Origin of the sequence: Aeromonas sp. 1HA1, assembly GCF_029237385.1 — a bacterium.
Classification (GTDB): Bacteria; Pseudomonadota; Gammaproteobacteria; order Enterobacterales; family Aeromonadaceae; genus Aeromonas; species Aeromonas popoffii.
This window is the reverse complement of record NZ_JAACGC010000025.1, coordinates 1-19,067: the sequence shown is the minus strand read 5'-3', so window position 1 is coordinate 19,067 and position 19,067 is coordinate 1. Positions and strand designations below refer to the sequence as shown.

The 19,067-nt window shown below is 59.9% G+C and carries 21 protein-coding genes; 11 read left to right on the top strand and 10 right to left on the bottom strand.

Going from position 1 to position 19,067, the window contains the following annotated elements:
* The first annotated feature begins 113 nt into the window (after window positions 1–113).
* The 6 genes from phhA to GWQ22_RS10005 all read left to right on the top strand — a co-directional run bounded on the left by phhA (window position 114) and on the right by GWQ22_RS10005 (window position 5,523).
* A complete protein-coding gene (gene phhA / locus GWQ22_RS10030) occupies window positions 114–908 on the top strand; it encodes a phenylalanine 4-monooxygenase (protein WP_212514710.1) in 795 nt (264 codons plus the stop codon).
* A gap of 54 nt (window positions 909–962) precedes the next feature.
* On the top strand, window positions 963–1,301 hold the full coding sequence (locus GWQ22_RS10025; RefSeq protein WP_275930201.1) for a 4a-hydroxytetrahydrobiopterin dehydratase: 339 nt from the start codon (window positions 963–965) through the stop codon (window positions 1,299–1,301).
* Between the two features lie 169 nt (window positions 1,302–1,470).
* On the top strand, window positions 1,471–3,018 hold the full coding sequence (gene tyrR / locus GWQ22_RS10020; RefSeq protein ID WP_275930200.1) for a transcriptional regulator TyrR: 1,548 nt from the start codon (window positions 1,471–1,473) through the stop codon (window positions 3,016–3,018).
* Window positions 3,019–3,257: 239 nt separating this feature from the next.
* On the top strand, window positions 3,258–3,767 hold the full coding sequence (locus GWQ22_RS10015; protein WP_275930199.1) for a YfiR family protein: 510 nt from the start codon (window positions 3,258–3,260) through the stop codon (window positions 3,765–3,767).
* Window positions 3,764–5,032 (top strand): diguanylate cyclase, encoded by a 1,269-nt coding sequence (locus tag GWQ22_RS10010; protein ID WP_275930198.1) that lies wholly within the window; start codon window positions 3,764–3,766, stop codon window positions 5,030–5,032. Before GWQ22_RS10015 ends, GWQ22_RS10010 begins: the two co-directional genes overlap by 4 nt.
* A 2-nt stretch (window positions 5,033–5,034) precedes the next feature.
* A complete protein-coding gene (locus tag GWQ22_RS10005; protein ID WP_275930197.1) occupies window positions 5,035–5,523 on the top strand; it encodes an OmpA family protein in 489 nt (162 codons plus the stop codon).
* Between the two features lie 59 nt (window positions 5,524–5,582).
* Here the strand turns inward: GWQ22_RS10005 and GWQ22_RS10000 are convergent, their stop codons facing one another.
* Entirely contained in the window at window positions 5,583–6,314 is a 732-nt protein-coding gene (locus tag GWQ22_RS10000) for a TerC family protein (RefSeq protein WP_042035453.1), read from the bottom strand.
* 108 nt (window positions 6,315–6,422) lie between these two features.
* Between GWQ22_RS10000 and GWQ22_RS09995 the strand changes: the two genes are divergently transcribed.
* The 3 genes from GWQ22_RS09995 to GWQ22_RS09985 all read left to right on the top strand — a co-directional run bounded on the left by GWQ22_RS09995 (window position 6,423) and on the right by GWQ22_RS09985 (window position 9,701).
* Window positions 6,423–7,538 carry an ATP-NAD kinase family protein gene (locus GWQ22_RS09995; protein WP_275930196.1) on the top strand — a complete coding sequence of 372 codons (1,116 nt, stop codon included), beginning with the start codon at window positions 6,423–6,425 and terminating at the stop codon, window positions 7,536–7,538.
* A 122-nt stretch (window positions 7,539–7,660) separates the two neighbouring features.
* On the top strand, window positions 7,661–7,939 hold the full coding sequence (locus GWQ22_RS09990) for a YfcL family protein (protein WP_042035455.1): 279 nt from the start codon (window positions 7,661–7,663) through the stop codon (window positions 7,937–7,939).
* A 97-nt stretch (window positions 7,940–8,036) separates the two neighbouring features.
* Complete coding sequence (locus tag GWQ22_RS09985) at window positions 8,037–9,701, top strand: AMP-binding protein (RefSeq protein ID WP_275930195.1); 1,665 nt, start codon at window positions 8,037–8,039, stop codon at window positions 9,699–9,701.
* Window positions 9,702–9,768: 67 nt separating this feature from the next.
* Here GWQ22_RS09985 and cdd read toward each other — a convergent pair whose 3' ends face one another.
* The 3 genes from cdd to GWQ22_RS09970 form a co-directional block, all read right to left on the bottom strand.
* Window positions 9,769–10,662 (bottom strand): cytidine deaminase, encoded by an 894-nt coding sequence (cdd, locus tag GWQ22_RS09980; protein ID WP_212513747.1) that lies wholly within the window; start codon window positions 10,660–10,662, stop codon window positions 9,769–9,771.
* A 186-nt stretch (window positions 10,663–10,848) separates the two neighbouring features.
* Entirely contained in the window at window positions 10,849–11,535 is a 687-nt protein-coding gene (locus tag GWQ22_RS09975) for an LrgB family protein (RefSeq protein ID WP_275930194.1), read from the bottom strand.
* Window positions 11,532–11,888 (bottom strand): CidA/LrgA family protein, encoded by a 357-nt coding sequence (locus GWQ22_RS09970; RefSeq protein ID WP_042035460.1) that lies wholly within the window; start codon window positions 11,886–11,888, stop codon window positions 11,532–11,534. Before GWQ22_RS09970 ends, GWQ22_RS09975 begins: the two co-directional genes overlap by 4 nt.
* A gap of 191 nt (window positions 11,889–12,079) precedes the next feature.
* On the opposite strand from GWQ22_RS09970, the gene GWQ22_RS09965 reads away from it, so the two are divergent.
* Window positions 12,080–13,789, top strand: coding sequence for a glycoside hydrolase family 36 protein (locus GWQ22_RS09965; RefSeq protein WP_275930193.1), 1,710 nt, complete (start codon window positions 12,080–12,082; stop codon window positions 13,787–13,789).
* Window positions 13,790–13,862: 73 nt separating this feature from the next.
* On the opposite strand, the gene GWQ22_RS09960 is transcribed toward GWQ22_RS09965, so the two are convergent.
* Together GWQ22_RS09960 and sbcB are read right to left on the bottom strand one after the other, a co-directional pair.
* Window positions 13,863–14,309, bottom strand: a complete 447-nt coding sequence (locus tag GWQ22_RS09960) for a hypothetical protein (protein ID WP_275930192.1) — start codon at window positions 14,307–14,309, stop codon at window positions 13,863–13,865.
* 204 nt (window positions 14,310–14,513) lie between these two features.
* On the bottom strand, window positions 14,514–15,941 hold the full coding sequence (gene sbcB / locus GWQ22_RS09955; RefSeq protein WP_275930191.1) for an exodeoxyribonuclease I: 1,428 nt from the start codon (window positions 15,939–15,941) through the stop codon (window positions 14,514–14,516).
* Window positions 15,942–16,123: 182 nt separating this feature from the next.
* Between sbcB and GWQ22_RS09950 the strand changes: the two genes are divergently transcribed.
* Window positions 16,124–17,311, top strand: a complete 1,188-nt coding sequence (locus GWQ22_RS09950) for a site-specific integrase (RefSeq protein ID WP_275930190.1) — start codon at window positions 16,124–16,126, stop codon at window positions 17,309–17,311.
* Window positions 17,312–17,469: 158 nt separating this feature from the next.
* On the opposite strand, the gene ssb is transcribed toward GWQ22_RS09950, so the two are convergent.
* The 4 genes from ssb to GWQ22_RS09930 form a co-directional block, all read right to left on the bottom strand.
* The gene (gene ssb, locus GWQ22_RS09945; RefSeq protein ID WP_275930189.1) at window positions 17,470–17,943 is read right to left on the bottom strand and encodes a single-stranded DNA-binding protein; all 474 of its coding nucleotides are present in this window, start codon (window positions 17,941–17,943) and stop codon (window positions 17,470–17,472) included.
* Complete coding sequence (locus tag GWQ22_RS09940; RefSeq protein WP_241325827.1) at window positions 17,943–18,200, bottom strand: hypothetical protein; 258 nt, start codon at window positions 18,198–18,200, stop codon at window positions 17,943–17,945. The genes ssb and GWQ22_RS09940 overlap by 1 nt, the downstream gene beginning before the upstream one ends.
* Before the next feature lie 87 nt (window positions 18,201–18,287).
* Window positions 18,288–18,482, bottom strand: coding sequence for a hypothetical protein (locus GWQ22_RS09935; protein ID WP_275930188.1), 195 nt, complete (start codon window positions 18,480–18,482; stop codon window positions 18,288–18,290).
* Window positions 18,458–18,895 (bottom strand): hypothetical protein, encoded by a 438-nt coding sequence (locus GWQ22_RS09930; protein ID WP_275930187.1) that lies wholly within the window; start codon window positions 18,893–18,895, stop codon window positions 18,458–18,460. The genes GWQ22_RS09935 and GWQ22_RS09930 overlap by 25 nt, the downstream gene beginning before the upstream one ends.
* Window positions 18,896–19,067 lie beyond the last annotated feature (172 nt).

Sequence of the window (19,067 nt, the reverse complement as noted above, 5' to 3'; positions counted from 1 at the left end):
GACCCCGGGGTCGGCTGCTTTTTTAAGGGACAAACCGTTACAGTGATCCCATCAGTCAAACGTGAGTCGCCGCTGCTTGGGTTACCGGGCGGGCACACAGGATGGAACCCTTCATGGCCAGTCTCTACACCGCACACCAGCCGGACCCTCAGGGCCTTATCCATTACACGGATGAGGAGCATGGCACCTGGCAGATCCTGATCGAACGTCAGCTCGCGGCGCTCGAAGGCAAGGCGTGTGACGACTATCTGGCTGGCTTGACCCGCCTCAATCTGCCCCGTGATCGCATCCCCCAGCTGGCCCAGATCAACGCCGTGTTGCAACCCGCCACCGGCTGGTCGGTGGCCGCCGTGCCTGCGCTTATCTCGTTCGATCGCTTCTTTGCCCTGCTGGCCAACCGCCAGTTTCCGGTGGCCACCTTCATTCGCCGCCGGGACGAACTCGACTATCTGCAAGAGCCCGACATCTTTCACGAGATCTTCGGCCATTGCGCCATGCTGACCAATCCTGCCTTCGCTCACTTCACCCATGTCTATGGCCAGCTCGGCCTGCAGGCGAGCAAGGAGGATCGAGTCTTTCTGGCACGGCTCTACTGGTTCACAGTGGAGTTCGGCCTGCTCAATACCCCTGCTGGGCTGCGCATATACGGCGGTGGCATTCTCTCCTCTATCGGTGAGACCGCCTATGCCCTCGGTGGCCAGCCTGTGCTGCAACCCTTCGACCCCATAGAAGTGCTGCGTACTCCGTATCGCATCGACATCATGCAGCCCACCTATTTCGTGTTGCCCGAGCTGGCCGAACTCTACCGTCTGGCTGAGCAGGACATCATGGCCATGGTGTCCGATGCCCGCCGGTTGGGGCTGCGTCCGCCCCGTTTTGCCCCCGCGGGTGATAAACAGGCGAGCTGACTTGACCAGACCTATTTTGTTATCCGATCCCCATTGATGAACAAGGAGAAACCCATGTCCGAACTGGCAAGCCAGCAGTGTGAAGCGTGCCGCGCCGATGCCCCCAAGGTCAGCGAACAGGAACTCGCCGAGCTGATGCAGCTTATCCCCGACTGGCAGCCGCTGGTGGTGAACGGGGAGTTGCAGCTGAGGCGCGAATTCCCCTTTCGCAACTTCAAGGAGGCGCTGGCCTTCACCAACCGCCTGGGGGAACTGGCGGAGGCGGAGTTCCACCATCCGGCTATCCTGACCGAATGGGGCAAGGTGACCGTCAGCTGGTGGACCCACAAGATAGGCGGGTTACACCGCAACGACTTCATCATGGCGGCGCGCACGGATGAGCTGCTGAAGTGAAGAGGCCATCACTCACCGACAAGTCGTTCAAATAAACGCCTGTAGATGACGCGGGCCTGTCCGGCGAAAGCGGGGCAGGCCCGCATTTTTATGGGCTGGCGCTCGCACTGGCGGGATCGAGTCTGTATTATCCGGTCATTCATAGAGTTAGCTAGGAAGTGTGTCCCGAATGCGTCTTGAAGTCAGCTGTGAAGACCGCCTGGGCCTGACCCGGGAACTGCTCGACCGTCTGGTGGAGCACAACATCGATCTGCGCGGCATCGAAATCGATACCTCAGGCATCATCTATCTCAACTTTCCCGAGCTGGAGTTTCGTGATTTCCAGCATCTGATGCCGGAGATCCGCCGCATTCCCGGCGTCTATGACGTCAAGACCATCCCCTACATGCCCTCCGAGCGCGAGCACCACGAGATCGAAGCCCTGCTCAAGGCGCTGCCGGATCTGGTCTTCTCCCTCGATGCCAAGGGCAAGGTGACCCAGGCCAACCAGTCCGCCCTCACTACCCTGGCCCTGCCGGTGGAAGAGATACGCGGCATGGCCCTGGGCTCCCTGGTCAAGGGTTTCTCCTTTAGCCGCTGGCTGGAGGCGAGCGAGATCAAGCCACAGACCTGCAAGCTCAGCTTCAATGGCGAAGAGTACTTGGCGGATCTGATGCCACTGTTTGTGGCCGAAGAGAAGGGTCGTCAGGCCCTGGCCGGCGCAGTCGTGGTACTCAAATCTGCCCGTCGGGTCGGCATGCACTTCAGCGCGCTGCACGCGGTGGAAGTGGGGGGCTTTGAGCACCTGCAGGCGGAGAGCCAGAAGATGAAGCAGGTGCTGGTGGAGGCGAGCAAGCTGGCGATGCAGGATGCGCCGCTGCTCATCGTCGGCGAGACCGGCACCGGCAAGGAGCTGCTGGCCCGTGCCTGTCACGGCGCCAGCCTGCGCTCCAGCCACCCCTTCATGGCCCTCAACTGCGCCGCCATGCCTGACAACGTGGCCGAGAGCGAGTTGTTTGGCTACGCTCCGGGTGCCTTTGGCAACAACACCGAAGGCAAGCGTGGCGTGCTGGAGCTGGCCAGCGGCGGCACCCTGATGCTGGACGAGATCGGCGACATGTCTCCCCATCTGCAGACCAAGTTCCTGCGGGTGTTGCAGGACGGGGTGTTCCGTCGGGTGGGGGACGAGCAGGAGGTGAAGGTCAATGTGCGCTTCATCTGCACCACCCAGAAGCAGCTGCTGGATCTGGTGCATGACGGTAAGTTCCGCGAAGATCTTTACTATCGCCTCAACGTGCTGAGTCTGGCGTTGCCGCCCCTGCGCGAGCGCAAGGCGGACATCTTGGCGCTGGCCCAGCAGTTCGTCTCCCGCTTCGCCAGCGAATTACAGCGCCCGCGCCCGCGCTTTACCCGCAACATGGCCGAGTACCTGACCGCCTACCGCTGGCCCGGTAACGTGCGCCAGCTGCGCAACTGCCTCTACCGGGCCATGACATTGCTGGAAGGGGACGAGATCGGTCCGGAGCACGTCGATCTGCCGGTGGCTGCCGATGCCATGCCGCTTATCGACGAGTGGTTCGAAGGGGGGCTGGACGAAGCCGTGAAACGCTTTGAGAGCAGACTGTTGGAGCGGCTCTATCCGGCTTTCCCCTCCACCCGTCAGCTTGCCAAACGGCTGGGGGTGTCGCACACCGCCATCGCCAACAAGCTGCGCGAATACGGGATCAGCAAGAAGTAAGCAGATGAATACAGATGGGATCGCGGGGCTCACACCAGGGTGCGCCCCTGCCACGATTGCGACATTGAGTGACGTACCTGCTTGTGCTGTTGGCGGTGCCTTGTCATGGTGCTGATAAACGCATTACTCTTCCACTCCGGCTCACCCTTCGTGGGCGCCAGGCCTTCGCGGGTGCTGGCGTGGGCATAAGCGCAGGCACGATGCACTCTCTTCTACCGGTTCGAATCCTGGCGTGGTTGATGCCGCTGATCTGTTCGCTGGCGCTCGCCACCGAGCCTGTTCCACTCACCTCTGCCGAGCTGCGTGCAGAACAGGTACGCCAGACAGTCCTCGACATTCTGAGCTACACCCGTTGGCCGACCGAGCCCGCTGAGTTGCGCCTGTGCATCACGGCGCCGACGGAATATACAGCCGCCCTTTTTTCCATCAAGCAGCAAGCCAATGGCCGGCCGGTCAGCGTCCGTCGCTACGACGTGGATGATGAGGCGCTGGGGCGGCGCTGTGACGTACTCTACCTGGGGATATTGGCGCCGGAGCGGCGGCTGTCCCTGTTTCAGCGATTGCAGGATCGCCCGATCCTCAGCATCAGCGAGCAGAGTGCCGAGTGTGTTGTCGACGCCGTGTTTTGCCTGCAGGTCGGGCTGGATCGCGTTCGGTTCCGGGTCAATCTGGATGCCCTTGCCAGGAGCGGGGTGCGGGTGCATCCTGCCGTGCTGAAGCTGGCCAAGGCGGATGAGGGGACACCATGATAGGGCTCTTTCGTCCACGGACTCAGCGGCTAACCTTGCGACAGAGTCTGGGACGCACCCATATGGTTACGTCCCTGACCGCTGTCTGTATGGCCGGTGTGCTGTTGACCGGTATCGCACTGCTGGCTTTGCGTCTCTACGCGGATCACAACCTGGATCTGGTGGCGCGCGCTATCAGTTACACCAGTGAAGCGGCGGTGGTGTTCCATGACGAAGAGGCCGCCAAGGATGCGTTGCAAGCCATAGTCACCCATGAGGATGTGGCGCAGGCCAGCATCTATCTGCCTTCGGGGCAGCCGCTGGCAAGCTGGCGCCGGGCCATGACCACCCCCTGGTCGGGGTTGGAGCAGTATCTGGCAAGGCGCATACTGCCGGGCCCGGTCGATCAGCCCATGATGCGGGGTGGGGTGGAGATAGCCCGTATCCATCTGGTTGGCCACGGCCAGTATCTGCTGCGGTTTCTGCTGCAGACACTGATGGCCATGCTGGTCTGTCTCATCCTCAGTACGCTGGGGGCGCTCTACGTGGCGCGCTGGATGCAAAACTCCCTCACGGTGCCACTCAAGGAGTTGGCGCAGGTGGCTCACAGTGTCAGGCGTCAGCGTATTCTGGCCATGCGGGTCCCCGAGGCGCATATCGCCGAGCTGCACGAGCTTGGTCAGGACTTCAACTCCCTGCTCGATGAACTGGAAGCCTGGCAGGCTCATCAGCAGCGGGAGAACGCCAGCCTGCTGCACCGGGCGACCCACGATGCCTTGACCGGCCTGCCCAATCGTGCTCTTTTTGAGGCTCGTCTGGATCAAGCTGTGACCACGGGGCGCTTGTACGAGGAGTGTTTCGCGCTGCTCTACCTCGATTGTGATCGCTTCAAACAGATCAACGATACCCTGGGCCATGCCGCCGGCGATGACGTGTTGATCGCCTTGGCCAGACGGGTACAACATCAGCTCAGGCCGATGGATCTGGTATGTCGGTTGGGGGGGGACGAGTTTGCCATCCTGTTGACCCCTGTGTTGCAAAAGAGCGAGGTGCAGGATGTAGTAGCCCGCATCCAGCAGGTCATGGCCGACCCCGTGGTGCTGGGGGATGGTCGCCAGTTGGTGGCGGCCATCAGCATAGGCATAGCCCTCTATCCGGATCAGGGGTTGACCGCGGCTGAGCTGTTGCAGCAGGCCGATCATGCCATGTACCAATCCAAACGGCTGCGTCGGGAGCTTGCACGCCAAGACCCGCTGGCGTTCGATGTGTCTGCAGAGGAAAAGTAATAATGAAGATCCATGTCCTGATGAAAACCGGCCTGATTGGCATGCTGTTGGGCGTGCTGGTGGGTTGTCAAAGCGCTCCTCACGGCCTGACGGCAGAGCAGATCGCTGTCCTCAAGGAGCAGGGCTTTCGCCTGACCGATGAGGGCTGGACGCTGGACTTCTCCAACCGGGTGCTGTTTGCCACCAACGTGGAGGACCTCAACCCCAAGACTCGAGTTCTGGTAGAAAAACTGGGCAAAACCTTGCTGGGTGCCGGCCTTAACAAGGCCCGGATTGATGGTCACACTGATGCCAGCGGACGTGAGCTCTACAACGATCAGCTCTCCCTTGAACGGGCGAAATCGGTGGCCGAGGTGCTGGTGTCGGTGGGCATGCAGCCGGCCAATTTGGACATCCGTGGTCGCGGTGAGCGGGATCCGGTGGCAGACAACAACACCGCTGCCGGGCGTGCCGAAAACCGCCGCGTTGCCATTGTCATCAGCAACGAATAAGCCGGTTATGTGGATAAAAAAAGAGCGCCATAAGGCGCTCTTTTTTGTGGTTCTGGCATTTACTGCTCGAACTTTTCGCGGTCGTGGTGACTGCGCAGGCGGATGTTGATCATCTCCACCGTCAGCGAGAAGGCCATGGCGAAGTAGATGTAACCCTTGGGAATGTGCACATTCATCCCCTCGGCCATCAGGGCGAAACCCACCAGGGTGAGGAAGGAGAGGGCCAGCATTTTGATGGTCGGATGGGCATCGACGAAATCACCGATGGATTTGGCGGCAAACATCATGATGAAGACGGCGATCATGATGGCCAGCACCATCACAGGCACGTGATCGGCCATGCCGACGGCGGTGATCACCGAGTCGAGGCTGAACACGATGTCCAGAATGGCGATCTGGATCAGGGTGCTGATAAAGCCCGAGGCGGCTTTGCTGACGCTCTGTGGCTCGGCTGCCCCTTCCAGGGTGACGTGGATCTCGTGGGCACTCTTGCCGATGAGGAATAAGCCCCCCAGCAACAGGATCAGGTCGCGGCCGGAGATGGCTTCACCCAGCACGGTGAACAGTGGTTCGGTCAGGCGCATCACCCAGGCGAGCGACAGCAGCAGCAGGATCCGGGTACCCATGGCGAGCCCCAGACCCAGAATACGCGCTTTCTGACGCTGCGCCTCCGGCAGGCGACCCACCAGGATGGAGATAAAGATGATGTTGTCGATACCCAGCACGATCTCGAGCAGGGTCAGGGTCGCGAGCGCAACCCAGGCAGAGGGATCAAGAACCCATTCCAGCATGATTGAACCTTGGTTAAAAAATTGAAGCTGCGCATTCTAGCAGTCACCACTTGGCTTGTCCCTGCGCCTTGAAAAGATAAAATGGCGGGCGATGTTAGGGAGAAATCTATGTTTCGTTTAGGGCTCATCATTAACCCGGTCGCCGGTATTGGCGGCGCGGTCGGTCTCAAGGGCAGTGACGGCATGGTCGCCGAGGCGCTGGCGCTGGGTGCCGTGCCCAGGGCGCAGGCGCGGGCGCGGCAGGCCCTGTTGCCCCTGTGCGATCTGGTAGACTCATTCGAGCTGCTGACAGTGGCAGGAGAGATGGGGGAGACGGTGGCCCGCTCTCTGGGGCTGCCTTGTCGGGTCATCTATCAACCGGCCGGGGAGATGACCTCTGCCGATGATACCCGCCACGGCGCCGAGCTGATGCGCGAAGCCGGGGTCGATCTGTTGCTGTTCGCCGGGGGCGATGGCACGGCGCGCGACATCTGTGCCGCTGTGGGGGAGTCGTGCCATGTACTCGGCATCCCTGCGGGTTGTAAAATCCACTCCGGCGTTTATGGGGTGACGCCAGCAGCCAGCGGTCGGGTGGTGGCGCGAATGATCGCGGGCGAATTGCTCAGCCTGATGGATGGCGAGGTGCGCGATATTGATGAAGCGGCATTCCGGTTGGGCAAGGTGCGGGCTCGCCACTATGGCCAGCTGCTGGTGCCCGGCGATCTGCGCTATGTGCAGGCGGTCAAGCAGGGGGGCAAGGAGTCCGAAGAGCTGGTGCTGGCGGATCTCGCCGCCGGTGTGGTGGAGCAGATGGAGCCCGAGACCCTCTATCTGATGGGCTCTGGCAGCACGGTGGCGGCCTGCATGGCCGAGCTGGGTCTGGAAAATACCTTGCTCGGTGTGGATCTGGTGGAAAATGGCCGACTTATCGGGCAGGATCTCAGCGCCGCCGAGATCCTGACCCGGATTCGTGGCCGTCGCTGCCGACTGATCATGACCCTGATAGGCGGTCAGGGACATCTGCTCGGACGCGGAAATCAGCAATTGAGTCCAGAGGTGATTCGGTGTGTCGGGCTGGAGCATATCCAGGTACTGGCAACCAAAGCCAAGCTGGCCGCCCTCGCGGGCAGGCCGCTGCTGGTGGACACCGATGATCCGCAATTGAACCGGGCGTTGTGTGGTTATCTGCGCATAACCACGGGATATAAGGATCAGGTCATCTACCCGGTGGCCAGCCCGGAATAGGACGCCAAGGACGCTGTTGGCCTGGCGCCAGAGAGCTGCAATCAACCGGATTGCGGTTCCACTCCCCCGAATAATTTGCCGGCAATTTTTTGCCTGCCACGCTGGAAATGAGGCTGCGTTACATGACGATTCACGATTTTGAGCACACGTTGTTGGGACTGATCGACAGCATGGTTGCCACGGCGACCGAGGATGAGCTGTTTGCCGGTGGCTACCTGCGAGGTCATATCTCGCTGGCGGTTGCCCGGGCCGAGCTGGAAGGCAAGACCCTGCTGCGGGACGTCAAGAGCTATGTGTTGCGCAGCCTCAACGAGGCGATTTTGCAAGGTGAGCTCTCCGAAGAGGATGAGACCCTGGTACAGGCAATGTGGATTCGTTTGCAGCAACACGCAGAAGCTTGATCGGATACACAATTCAAACTGAAGTGTGAGTTTATTCTTCCCTGAAGTTAGTGAAAGGTTAATAATAAGTTTCGCCTTTTGTTTCAGGGATTAAACTATGGCCTCCGCCTCACGCATTGCCAATAAACTGCCGCTCGAGATGCTCTATCACTGGGAGCGGGAGTGTTCTGATCGAACCTACCTGCGTCAAACTATCAACCGCGAATATGTCGACTTCACCTGGGGTGAAGTGGCCGATGAAGCGCGGCGAATGGTGACGGCCTTGCGTCACCTCGGTCTGGTGCCTGGTGACAAGGTAGCGCTGCTCTCCAAGAACTGCGCACAGTGGTTTATCGCCGATCTGGCGATGCAGATGGGGCAGTATGTGAGTGTGCCCATCTATCCGACCGCCAACGTCGATACCATCGAATATGTGCTGCGCCACAGCGAGGCCAAGGCGATCTTCGTCGGCAAGCTGGATGACTGGAAGAGTCAGGAGGCTGGCGTGCCCGCCGATCTGCTGCGCATCGCCTTCCCCTACGACACCATGCCTGCCAGCCACCAGTGGGACGATCTGCTGGAAGCGCACGAGCCTATCCCTGACAGCCCGGTACAGTCCCCTGACTCCCTGCTGAGTCTGGTCTACACCTCGGGCAGTACCGGCAAGCCGAAAGGGGCCATGCTGAGCGTCGAGCGTTACGCCTGGTCGTGCGAGAAGCTGGTGGAGACGGTGGGCCTGAGCCAGGCTGATCGGGGCTTCTCCTACCTGCCGCTAGCCCACATTACCGAGCGGGTTTATATCTATGGCGGCAGCCTCTATGGCGGCGCCACTATCGCCTTCCCCGAATCCCTCGACACCTTTATCGATGACGTCAAACGTTGCCGTCCCACTGTCTTTATCTCTGTGCCCCGGCTGTGGGCCATGTTCCGCATCAAGATCCACGAGAAGCTGCCCCAGAAGAAGCTCGCATTGCTGCTCAAGATCCCGCTCATTTCGGGCCTTATCAAACGCAAGCTGCAAAAGGGACTGGGGCTGGATCAGGCGCGGGTGCTGGGCTGCGGTTCGGCGCCGGTCTCTCCTGCGCTGCTGCAGTGGTATCTGAGCATCGGCCTCAAGGTGACCGAAGCCTGGGGCATGACCGAGAACCACGCCTATTCCACCATCAACTACCCGTTTCGCGCCGACAAGATCGGTACCGTCGGCAAGGCGGGTCTTGGTGTCACCATCAAGATCTCCGAGGAGGGGGAGATCCTCTGCCGCTGCGAGGGGATGATGCTGGGTTACTACAAGGATCCCGAGCACAGTGCCGAGGCCATTGACGGTGATGGCTGGCTCCACACCGGTGACATGGGCAAGCTGGACAGGGAAGGTTACCTCACCATCACGGGCCGGATGAAGGACGTGTTCAAGACCGCCAAGGGCAAGTACGTGGCGCCTGTGCCCATCGAGGGGCTGCTGGGGCAGGAGCCCATCATAGAGCAGCTGTGCGTGATTGGTTACGGCATGCCCCAGCCCATCGCGCTGGTGCAACTGGCCGAGAGCGCCATGAAGGAGAGTCGGGATGCTATCAACGCCCAGCTGGAGGCGGCGCGTAACCGGGTTAACGAGCAGCTGGAGTCCCATGCCAAAATTCGTGGCATTCTGGTGGTGAAGAGCCCCTGGAACATAGAGAACGGCGTACTCACCCCCACCATGAAGATCCGCCGCCACTTGCTGGAGCAGAAATACGCGGACATCGGCGAGGCCTGGTCCTCCTCCCAGAGCATCGTCTGGGAATCCTGATCCTAAGCAATCAGCAGAAACAACAAGGGGAGCCGGTGGCTCCCCTTGTTTATGGGCCTCTTTTACTTCAGACGGCCTGGTATTCCAGCTCGACCGACCCCAGCGCCTTGAGGGTGGACTGGGCGGAGTCCCGCTGGCTGATCTGGCCGTTTTTGCTCTCCAGCAGCACGGCGCGACGGAGGGTAGCGAGATCTTCACCGTTTAGCACCGCATGGGCGCAGGCCATCTGCATTGGCGGCAGGCTCGGGTTGAAGGCGGCGTTCTCGGCGTAGCGGCCACAGAAGAGGCGGCCATCGGCAAATTGCAGCGCCACGGCGGCATAGCCCTGACTGTAGGGGGCGTAGCTTTGGCGGGCGGCGGCCAGTGCGGCCTGCCAGAGCGGATCCTCGCTCTCGAGCATCAGCTCATCATGGGCTTGCGGGCTCATCAGGGCATCCGTGATGTCGAGATCCGCCGGCCCGAACGAGTGGGGCAGGAAGGATTGCAGGGCGCTCAAGTCATCCGGCAGAGAGACTTTCAGGATCTTGGCCGTGCTCAGCTCATTCATGAACTGGCGGCAGTGGCCGCAGGGGGTGTAATTGACCGTGATCTCGCTGATCCCTGTCTCACCGCCCAGCCAGGCGTTGGAGATGGCGGACTGCTCGGCATGAACCGAGTGGAACAGCCCTTGGCCGGTGAACTCCATGTTGGCGCCGAAATACCAGGTGCCGCTCAGGCCACAGGCGATGGCACCGACAAAAAACCTGGAGATGGGGGCCACCGAGCAGGCCGCGGCCAGTGGCAACAGAGCCAGGCGCAGGGCGCGGTCTTCCAGACCTGTGGCGGCTTTCAGGATGGTCACTTGCTCAGGGGTAAAACGGGCATTGAACTCGCCGCCTTGTTCGGGATCCAGCATGGGCAGCAGCGCCGCTTTGAGCGGGGCGGGCAGAGAATCGAGTGGCTTGGCAAAACGGGGATGCATAGTGTGTCCTCAAAGGCCAATTGGGGGATCATTGTAGGGAGCAAGCTTGGCAAAATGTGTGAGCGTGCTCACGCCCTGACGGGCAAAAGGAGGGGGATGGTAGAGGAAACGTTTGTCTTGCGCAAACTGTGCGTCAGCTCGCACTTGGCGGGCCGCAAGGCCCGCACAACAGCAGAAGGGTGAGACTCAATTCAACCAGTGGTAAATGGCAAACAGCAGGGGAGCCACGGCGGCGGTGAGGATGCCGCACACCACCATGGCGAGCGACGAGAAGGCCCCTTGGGTAATGCCCTTCTCGGCAGAGGTGGCGGTGCCGATGGCATGGGCGCAGGCTCCCATGGCCAGCCCCTGGGCCTCGGGGTCGGTCACCCGCATCAGTTTGAGCAGCGGGTAGCCGATGAGGGCGCCTACAATCCCGGTTACCACCACCACGGCTGCGGCGATGGCCGGAATGCCGCCGAGGGACTGGCTGACGCTCATGGCGAGCGGCGTCGTGATCGATTTGGTGGCGAGCGAGGCCAGCAATGCCGGATCGGCGCCCATAAAATGACCGATCAGCAGGGTAGTACAGACCGAGACCAAGACGGAGGCCAGCGCACAGATTAGGATGGGCTTGAGCCTGACCTGGATCTGGCGGGCCTGCTGGTAGAGCGGCAGGGCCAGCGCTACCACGGCGGGTTCCAGCAGCGCCGTGATGGGGAAGGTGCCGCTCTCGTACTGTTCCAGCGGCAGATCAAGCCAGAGCAGCAGACCTATGATGACGGCGGTGGGCACCAGCACAGGATTGATGATGGGCCAGGGCAGGCGGCGATAGAGGGTTCTGGTGGCAAAGTAGAGCGCCAGGGTCAGGGGAATGGCAAGCCAGAAGATCATCTGTTCATCCTCTGGTAGAGCCGGCCGACCGTGCCGAGGATCAAGACTATCCCGAGCACTATGCAGAGCATGATGAGGCCGAAGGATTGGCGCAGCGGCTCCAGCCAGGCCACCAACCCGACCGCCACCGGCACGAACAGCACGCCCATGTGGCGCAGCAGCAGGCCGGCGCCTAACTCGACCCAGTGCAATTTCACCAGTTGCAAGGAGAGCAGCACAAACAGCAGCAACATGCCGATGATGCTGCCGGGGAAGGCGAACGGCAGTATGGCTGCCAGGGTTTTGCCCGCCAGCAGGCAGGCGACGATGACCATGAAGTCACGAAGGTACAGCAAGGCACGTTGCGCGATCACGTGAGCCCCTACTTGGTAACTGTGAATGAATGGGCAGTTTACCAGAGAGGCAGGGGCGCGACATTAAAACAATAACAGCTGAAATCGGTTCGTTTGAGGCTGATTTTATTGAGGATTTTCTGACTCGACGGGTTTTTTAAACGACCTGGTTCTGAACTGTTTGTTTTGTTGATGAATTACAAGGAGTAGCCATGACATCCCTCTTGTCCCGCGTGCGTCAACTGGCAGCCGATAGCGCTCTGCCCCCGGATCTGTTGCAAACCCGTCAGTGGGAGGGGTCACTGTGTCGGGTCAGGCTCGACAACACAGGTCCTGATGCCACGCCGGTCGGCCGCTGGGTGCTGTTTGATGGCAAATTGGGCCTGCCAGTGGAGAGCGCTATTTATGGCGAAGGATTCCAGATGCTGGCCCAGACTATGGGCAGCTGGCAGACCCCGCAGCCGGTGGGCCGTTGCCCCGATGCCAGCGTCTATCGCATCAGCGACGACGACGGCTTTCACACTGTCCACAACCTGCTGCTGGTGGAACACGGCAAGGGCTGGCTGCTGCTCGCTTTTGCCAGCTGCCACCGCTTTGGCGGCGAGTTCCGTCTCTATCCGGATGGCCGCCTGCAGATCCTGATGAACTGTGAAGATCGTCCGTTGTTTGCCGGCCAGCACTGGCAGAGCGAGGCGATGCTCTGCCTGGAGGGGGCGGATCGCGAATCGTTGCTGGCCGAATTGGCGAGTATGATCGCGGCCGAGCACGGCAGCGTGATCGCCGAGGTGGCGACCCGCCCCAGCGGTTGGTGCTCTTGGTATCACTACTATGCACAGGTGAGCGCCGCCGATATTCGCGAGAATCTGGCGGTGCGGGCCGGGCGTTTTCCGGCCCTGCGCTACGTGCAGATCGACGATGGCTATCAGGCGAAGATGGGGGATTGGCTCACGCCTTCGCCTAAGTTCGAACAGGGAGTGGCAGCCCTTGCGGCTGAGATCCGCCGTGCCGGTTGCGAGCCCGCGCTCTGGGTCGCCCCCTTTATTGCCGAGCCGACCTCACAGGTGTTTCAGGCGCACCCTGACTGGTTCGTGAAGGGGGATGACGGGCTGCCGCTCCCCTCCGAACGGGTCACCTATGGCGGCTGGCGCTGTACTCCCTGGTATGTGCTGGACGGCACCCACCCCGAGGTGCAGGCGCATCTCGAGCAGGTGTTCAGCACCTTGCGCGAGCAGTGGGGCATTCACTACTTCAAGCTGGATGCCAACTTCTGGGGCGCCATTCATGGCGGCCGCTTCCATGATCCTTGCGCCACCCGGGTCGAGGCCTATCGGCGCGGCATGGCGGCCATGTTGCGCGGAGCGGGTGAGGGCGCCTTCCTGCTCGGCTGCAACGCCCCCATCTGGCCGAGCCTGGGGCTGGTACACGGCATGCGGGTGAGCGATGACGTGGAGCGCAATGGCCACCGTTTTCGCCAGATTGCCCGCGAGACCTTCTGCCGCGCCTGGCAAAACGACCGGCTGTGGGCGCTGGATCCTGACTGCATCTGCCTGCGGGATCTGCCGAGTCAGCAGGCCAGCCCCACAGAGTACAGCTTTCATCTGGCTGCGCTGGTGGCAAGCGGTGGCATGATGCTGGCGGGGGACCGGCTGCGGGATCTCGATGCAGTACAAGCGGCGCAACTGCATAAATTGTTGGCCCTGTGCGCGGCCCGTACTCCGTCCGCCCGTTTCGAGTCGATGGCGTTTGCCTGCGGGGAAGTGAACTTGCCGCAAGGGGGCTCGTTGCTCTGTCTGTTCAACTGGGAGGGGCAACCCCAGGCGTTTTTGCTGCCGGCAGGGGGCATCGATTTTTGGCAGGATAAGGCCGTTGGCACCGAGATCACCCTGCAAGGGGGGGAGGGACGGGTCATCTGCTACCGCTGAGTACATTGGCGAGCATAATTCAGGCCCCCATGGGAGCCTGAATTATTCGCAAAGGGGGCGTATATGTCGGGGATCAGTAACACCACTCGAAGCCGATGGCGTAATTGGCGGCGCCATAGCCCGGGATCTCGTTGCTGGAGAGCAGTGCCTTGAAGGTAAACTGCGGGCTGAGGGGCATGCCGAGCCCCATGCCGATGGCGACCTCATCATTGGTGTTGCCAATCATGTCGGCCCGGATCATGCGATAGAGCGACATGTCCTGGCTCATGTGCACATAGCTCTGGGAGGCGCGATTGTAGAGCTGACCAAACACCTCCAGCTGAAAACCGGCCTGGGGGGTGATTGCCAGCGGCACGCCGACAAAGTTGTAGAGATCGGATCGGTTGAAATAGCTGTTGGTGATCTGGGGAGTGAAGTCGGTCTGCTGATAGAGGCGGCTGAAGTTACTCTCGATCAGCTCATAAGTTTGCTGCGGCAGTTGCAGCAAATAGTCGGGGACATCAAAACGCACACCTGCCATGCAGGCCGAAGGGAGCAGACGAGCAAACCGAAACCGGATAATCCTGAACGCATCAGACGAGGCATCCCCAAGGGTCGATAGTCAAAGGCCGTTAATGCAATATTAGCGCACAAATAATTGAAACTTCAGGAGTCTCAGCTCCCCTTCCATTATGTCTTGGGCGAGGGGAGCAGACCGATATTTAACTGTGAAGCCGATCACATCTCATAGATCTTCGAGGTAGTGATAGAGGCTCTTGAGAATCGCAAAGTTCCGCTCATTACCCTGATTCTGCTCGGCCAGCGCCTCGAGGCGAGGGGCGTAATCCGGCAGGCGGCGGCTGAAGTAGTCGCTGCAGTGCAGGCGCCATCGCTTCTGCTCCGCCTCGCTCAGGGTGTGGGGCCAGTTGCGGGCGCGGTAGCGGAACAGCATCTGGGGCAAACGCGCGTCTGTGAAGGCAAATTCTCGCTCCCCTAACAGTTCGGCCGGGGTGGCACGCACCAGATCCATGGTGGCCTTGTCGCCGTGGCCGAAGAAACCGGCGTAGAGCTGGGTATCCGGATCCGAGTCATTGTTGCCCGCGAACTCCTGATTGAACACCTCCACCAGTTTTTCCCGCACCTCGGGATGGGCCCGCAGCAGATCCAGGCTCTTGCGGCACTGCTCCCGGTCGATGCCAAGCTCGTCGGCGCGCTCGGCGGTCAGAGTGGCCGCTGGCGCCAGTACCGGGCACTTGTTGATGTGCACCAGCTTGACCGGAATGGCCGCCAGATCTCCCAGCTCATCCTTGCGGGTATAGAGCCGCTCGCGGATCTCGTCGCTGGAGAGCGCGATGAGCGGGGTCGGATCACGGGTTAAATCCACCATGATCACCGCATTCTGGTTACTGGGGTGCCAGGCGAGCGGCGACACCCAGCTCACGCACCCCTGCCAGGGGGAGAACATGCCGGAGACATGGGTCAGTGGCTTCATAGTCACCACGTCGATCAGTGCTTTAACCTTGTTCTTGTTGCGAAGGTCAAACAGATAGTTAAACAACTTGGGCTGGGCCTTTTTCACCAGCTTGGCCATCTCTATGGTAGCCAGCACATCGGAGAGCGCATCGTGGGCATTGGCGTGAGCCACGCCGTTGGCCACCGTCAGCTTCTCCAGCCTGAAACTCGGTTTGCCCTCCTCGTCAAATGCCCACTCGATCCCCTCCGGGCGCAGGGCATAGCAGGCCCGCAGCATGTCGAGTATGTCCCAGCGGGAGTTGCCGTTTTGCCAACTGTAGGCGTAGGGGTCATAGAAGTTGCGATAGAGGGTGTAGCGCGTTACCTCGTCATCGAAGCGGATGCTGTTGTAGCCCAGCACGCAGGTATTCGGGGTGGCAAACTGTTCGTGGATCTGGCGGATGAAATCCGCCTCGCACAGTCCGTCTTTCATCGCCTTTTGCGGCGTGATGCCAGTGATCAGGCAGGCTTCCGGATCCGGCAAATAATCTGCCGGCGGTTTGCAATAGATGACCAGCGGCTCGCCGATGAGGTTGAAATCCGCATCGGTACGGATACCGGCAAACTGCGACGGCCTGTCCTTCGCCGGGCTGATGCCGAAGGTCTCGTAATCGTGGAAGTAGAAGGTTTGCTGTGTGGCTTGGTTCTTTGATGTGCTCATGTGTTCTTTATCTATCGCCTAGGCGTTTGATTTTATGGTTCTTTATGGTGTGTTCAGTCGTATCTGAGCACGCAGTAATTCTTCATTGTTCACCGCTGTCTAGCCTCGTTCGCTGGCTATTTAGTACAACTGTAAGTACAAAATATGGTATTTTGTTAGTACAAAATTTTATTGGGTGAACGATGGCAATTTCAGACAGTTGGCTGCGAGGCATCAATGGTAAACCATACACTGGTCAGAGCGAAGTCACTGACAGTGATGGGCTGGGTGTCAGGGTGTCACCCAAGGGGCTGATCACCTTCCAGGTGCGCCATATGCGGGACAGGAAACAAGTCAGGACGACAATCGGCCGTTACCCTGGAGTGACGCTTCGGGATGCTAGGATCAAGGCCGCAGAGCTCAAGGCAGGTCCTGAGCAAACTGTCGAGACAGGGGATGAAGCAACACCCGCGTGGCTGCTCGATGAGTGGTTTGACAAGTATGTGATGCGTGAGTGTCGCGAGAGTACCCAGAAAAACTATCGCTATACCTTCTCGTCGGTGAAGAACCGCCTTCCAGACAGACCACTCAACCAGATCACCATGGATATGTGGCTGACCTACTTCGATGCCATCAGCGAACGAGCACCAGGTGTTACCCGCTCGGTGATCACTGCGCTCAAGGCCTGCTTCAACTGGCATATCCGCCGCGGCTCAATCCAACCACCTTGCATGATGAGCCTGCGGGCCCGAGATGTTGGAGCCATGCCAAAAACCGGTAGCAGGGTGCTGACGGTGCTTGAGGTGGTCAAGATATGGCGAGCCATTGAAGCGTGCCGTGCCGGTACCGCCAACAAGGTGATCCATCTGCTCTGCCTGGTTTATGGTTGCCGCCTCTCGGAAGCGAGAACCATTAAGCGCAGCAATCTGGATTTTGACTCTATGGTATGGACTGTGCCGGCCGAGGTCAGCAAGACGGGGCGTGAAATTCGTAGACCGATCACCACCATTGGCCGCCAGTTGTTCGAGCGGGCTGGCATGGCATCGGTTGATCCTGAGTATCTGTTCCCAGGGCAATCTGGTGGGGTTGTCGAGATCCACTCATGTAACCGACAGGTTAGCCGGCTGCGCAGCAACTTGGGGATCCCGCATTGGCGTATTCATGATGCCCGGCGCACCTTATCAACAAGGCTATCCGAACTCGGCGTATCACCGCATATCACTGAGACTATGCTGGGCCACGCGCTGCTCGGCGTGATGGCGGTGTACAATAAACATGACTGGCTGGAGGACCAACGAGCAGCCTATGAGCTGTGGTGGTCGGTCCTCCAGCGTGAGTTAGGATTGGGCTTGGGTTCTGTTGTGGCTGTCAATCCAGTCCATAATGTGTGACTTTATCCAGCGCAAGGGCTGGTGGTCGATGGGTTTGGGGAAAGTGGCGTCTTTATTACGAAGGTGGTAAAGCGCGGTCCTACCTTTTCCCAGCATCACCAGCAGCTCTTTTTGCTCTATTTTTTCAATTGGTTCAAGCATATGTCCTCCGGTGAGTCCTAGAACGGCAAGTCATCGTCGTAGTCGATGGGTGGTTCGTTATGGGCCGGTGCTTGTCCCGGCTGTTGCGCTGGTCTTGACTGGCTGTCTCCCCCCTGCTGTTTTCCCCTTCCGCTTTGCCCATTCCCTCCCAGCATCTGCATCACGCCACTGAAGCTATCGACCAGCACCTCTGTGGTGTAGCGTTCTTGGCCGCTCTGGTCCTGCCACTTGCGAGTCTGCAACTTTCCTTCGACATAGACCTGAGAGCCTTTTTTCAGGTACTCACCGGCCACTTCGGCCAACTTCCCCATGAAAACCACACGGTGCCACTCGGTCCGCTCCTTCTGCTCATTGGTCTGCTTGTCGCGCCAGGTCTCGGAAGTAGCCATGGTGATGCTGGTGACAGCACCACCGCTTGGCATGTAACGTACCTCCGGATCCTGCCCAAGGTTGCCGATCAGGATGACTTTGTTGATTCCGCGGCTGGCCATCAGTGAGTCTCCAGTGCTTGATATAGTTGCTGGAACTTGGCGTTGACTGCCTTCCACTGGGGGTCTTTGGCCATCTTCAAGCAGTGAATGCGGCGGGCCATGGCGAACTTGGCGTTGGCCTGCATATCTGCGCTGGCGGCGTGGTGCTGGGCCTTCTTGTAGGAGAGGGCGGCTTGAGGATACATCGTGGCCTGTTCCTGCTGGATAGCCTGCTGGATGTCATCCCGGTAATTGCGCTTGTGAAGTCGTTGATCCATCGTGTCCTCCCGGACAGTCGTTGTGTTCGTTACATCATGGCCAGTACGGCCAGTATCAGTGTGGTGCTGACCAGAATGGTCAGTCCTTCAATCTGTGCCCGGTTCAATCTCCTGGTACTCCAGCTCGTTGAAGTTGAGATACGCGGCCGGCGCCTGGTCGATGGCAGCCACTCTGATCTGCTGGCTGGTCATCGGGTGGTGTGCCTCGATAGTGCCGGTTAGCCGGTCCGGTGCAGCGCCAAGCTCGGTTGCCGCATTCAGGGTGTAGTGGTAGCGGTGCATTTCGTAGCTCCTTCTGTGGTGTCAGCTTGCCAATGGTAGCCACCGTGTTTCTCTTGCTGGCCAGCGAGGCAGCGGGTGATGCTGACTCTGACAAAGCCGCCGATGGTTTCCGCATCGGTGATGCTGTCGAATCTGACGACCTGATCTCCTGCGGTGCCTATCACTGGTGTCTTGCGCCACTGTGGGGTCTGCACTGCATCGACATAAAGGCGGCGGGTGTTCCGCCCCCGGCCGTTGGTATCAAGGATGCAACTGTGCTCAACCCTAGTAGTGAAACGAGACTCCCGATGGATCTGGCTCATCACCATGCTGGCCTTGTTCGCAGTGATGGCGAACTCAGCTGCCACATCCCTACTTAGAGCCCCCTTTGCCTGGGCATGCACCCACTCGGCAACGTCCTGAACGATGCTCATGCTGCTCTCCTTATCTGCAGGCGTTTGTAGGGGTTGTTGGCTCTGGAGTTATGGTGATTTCTGGTGTATGGGGGAGATAGAGAAGGTGGCGTATCCTGCTGATTGATTCCCGCGAAGAATCTCAATTAACAGAGGTGATACGCCATGACCAATTCTACCCTCAGAGTCCTGC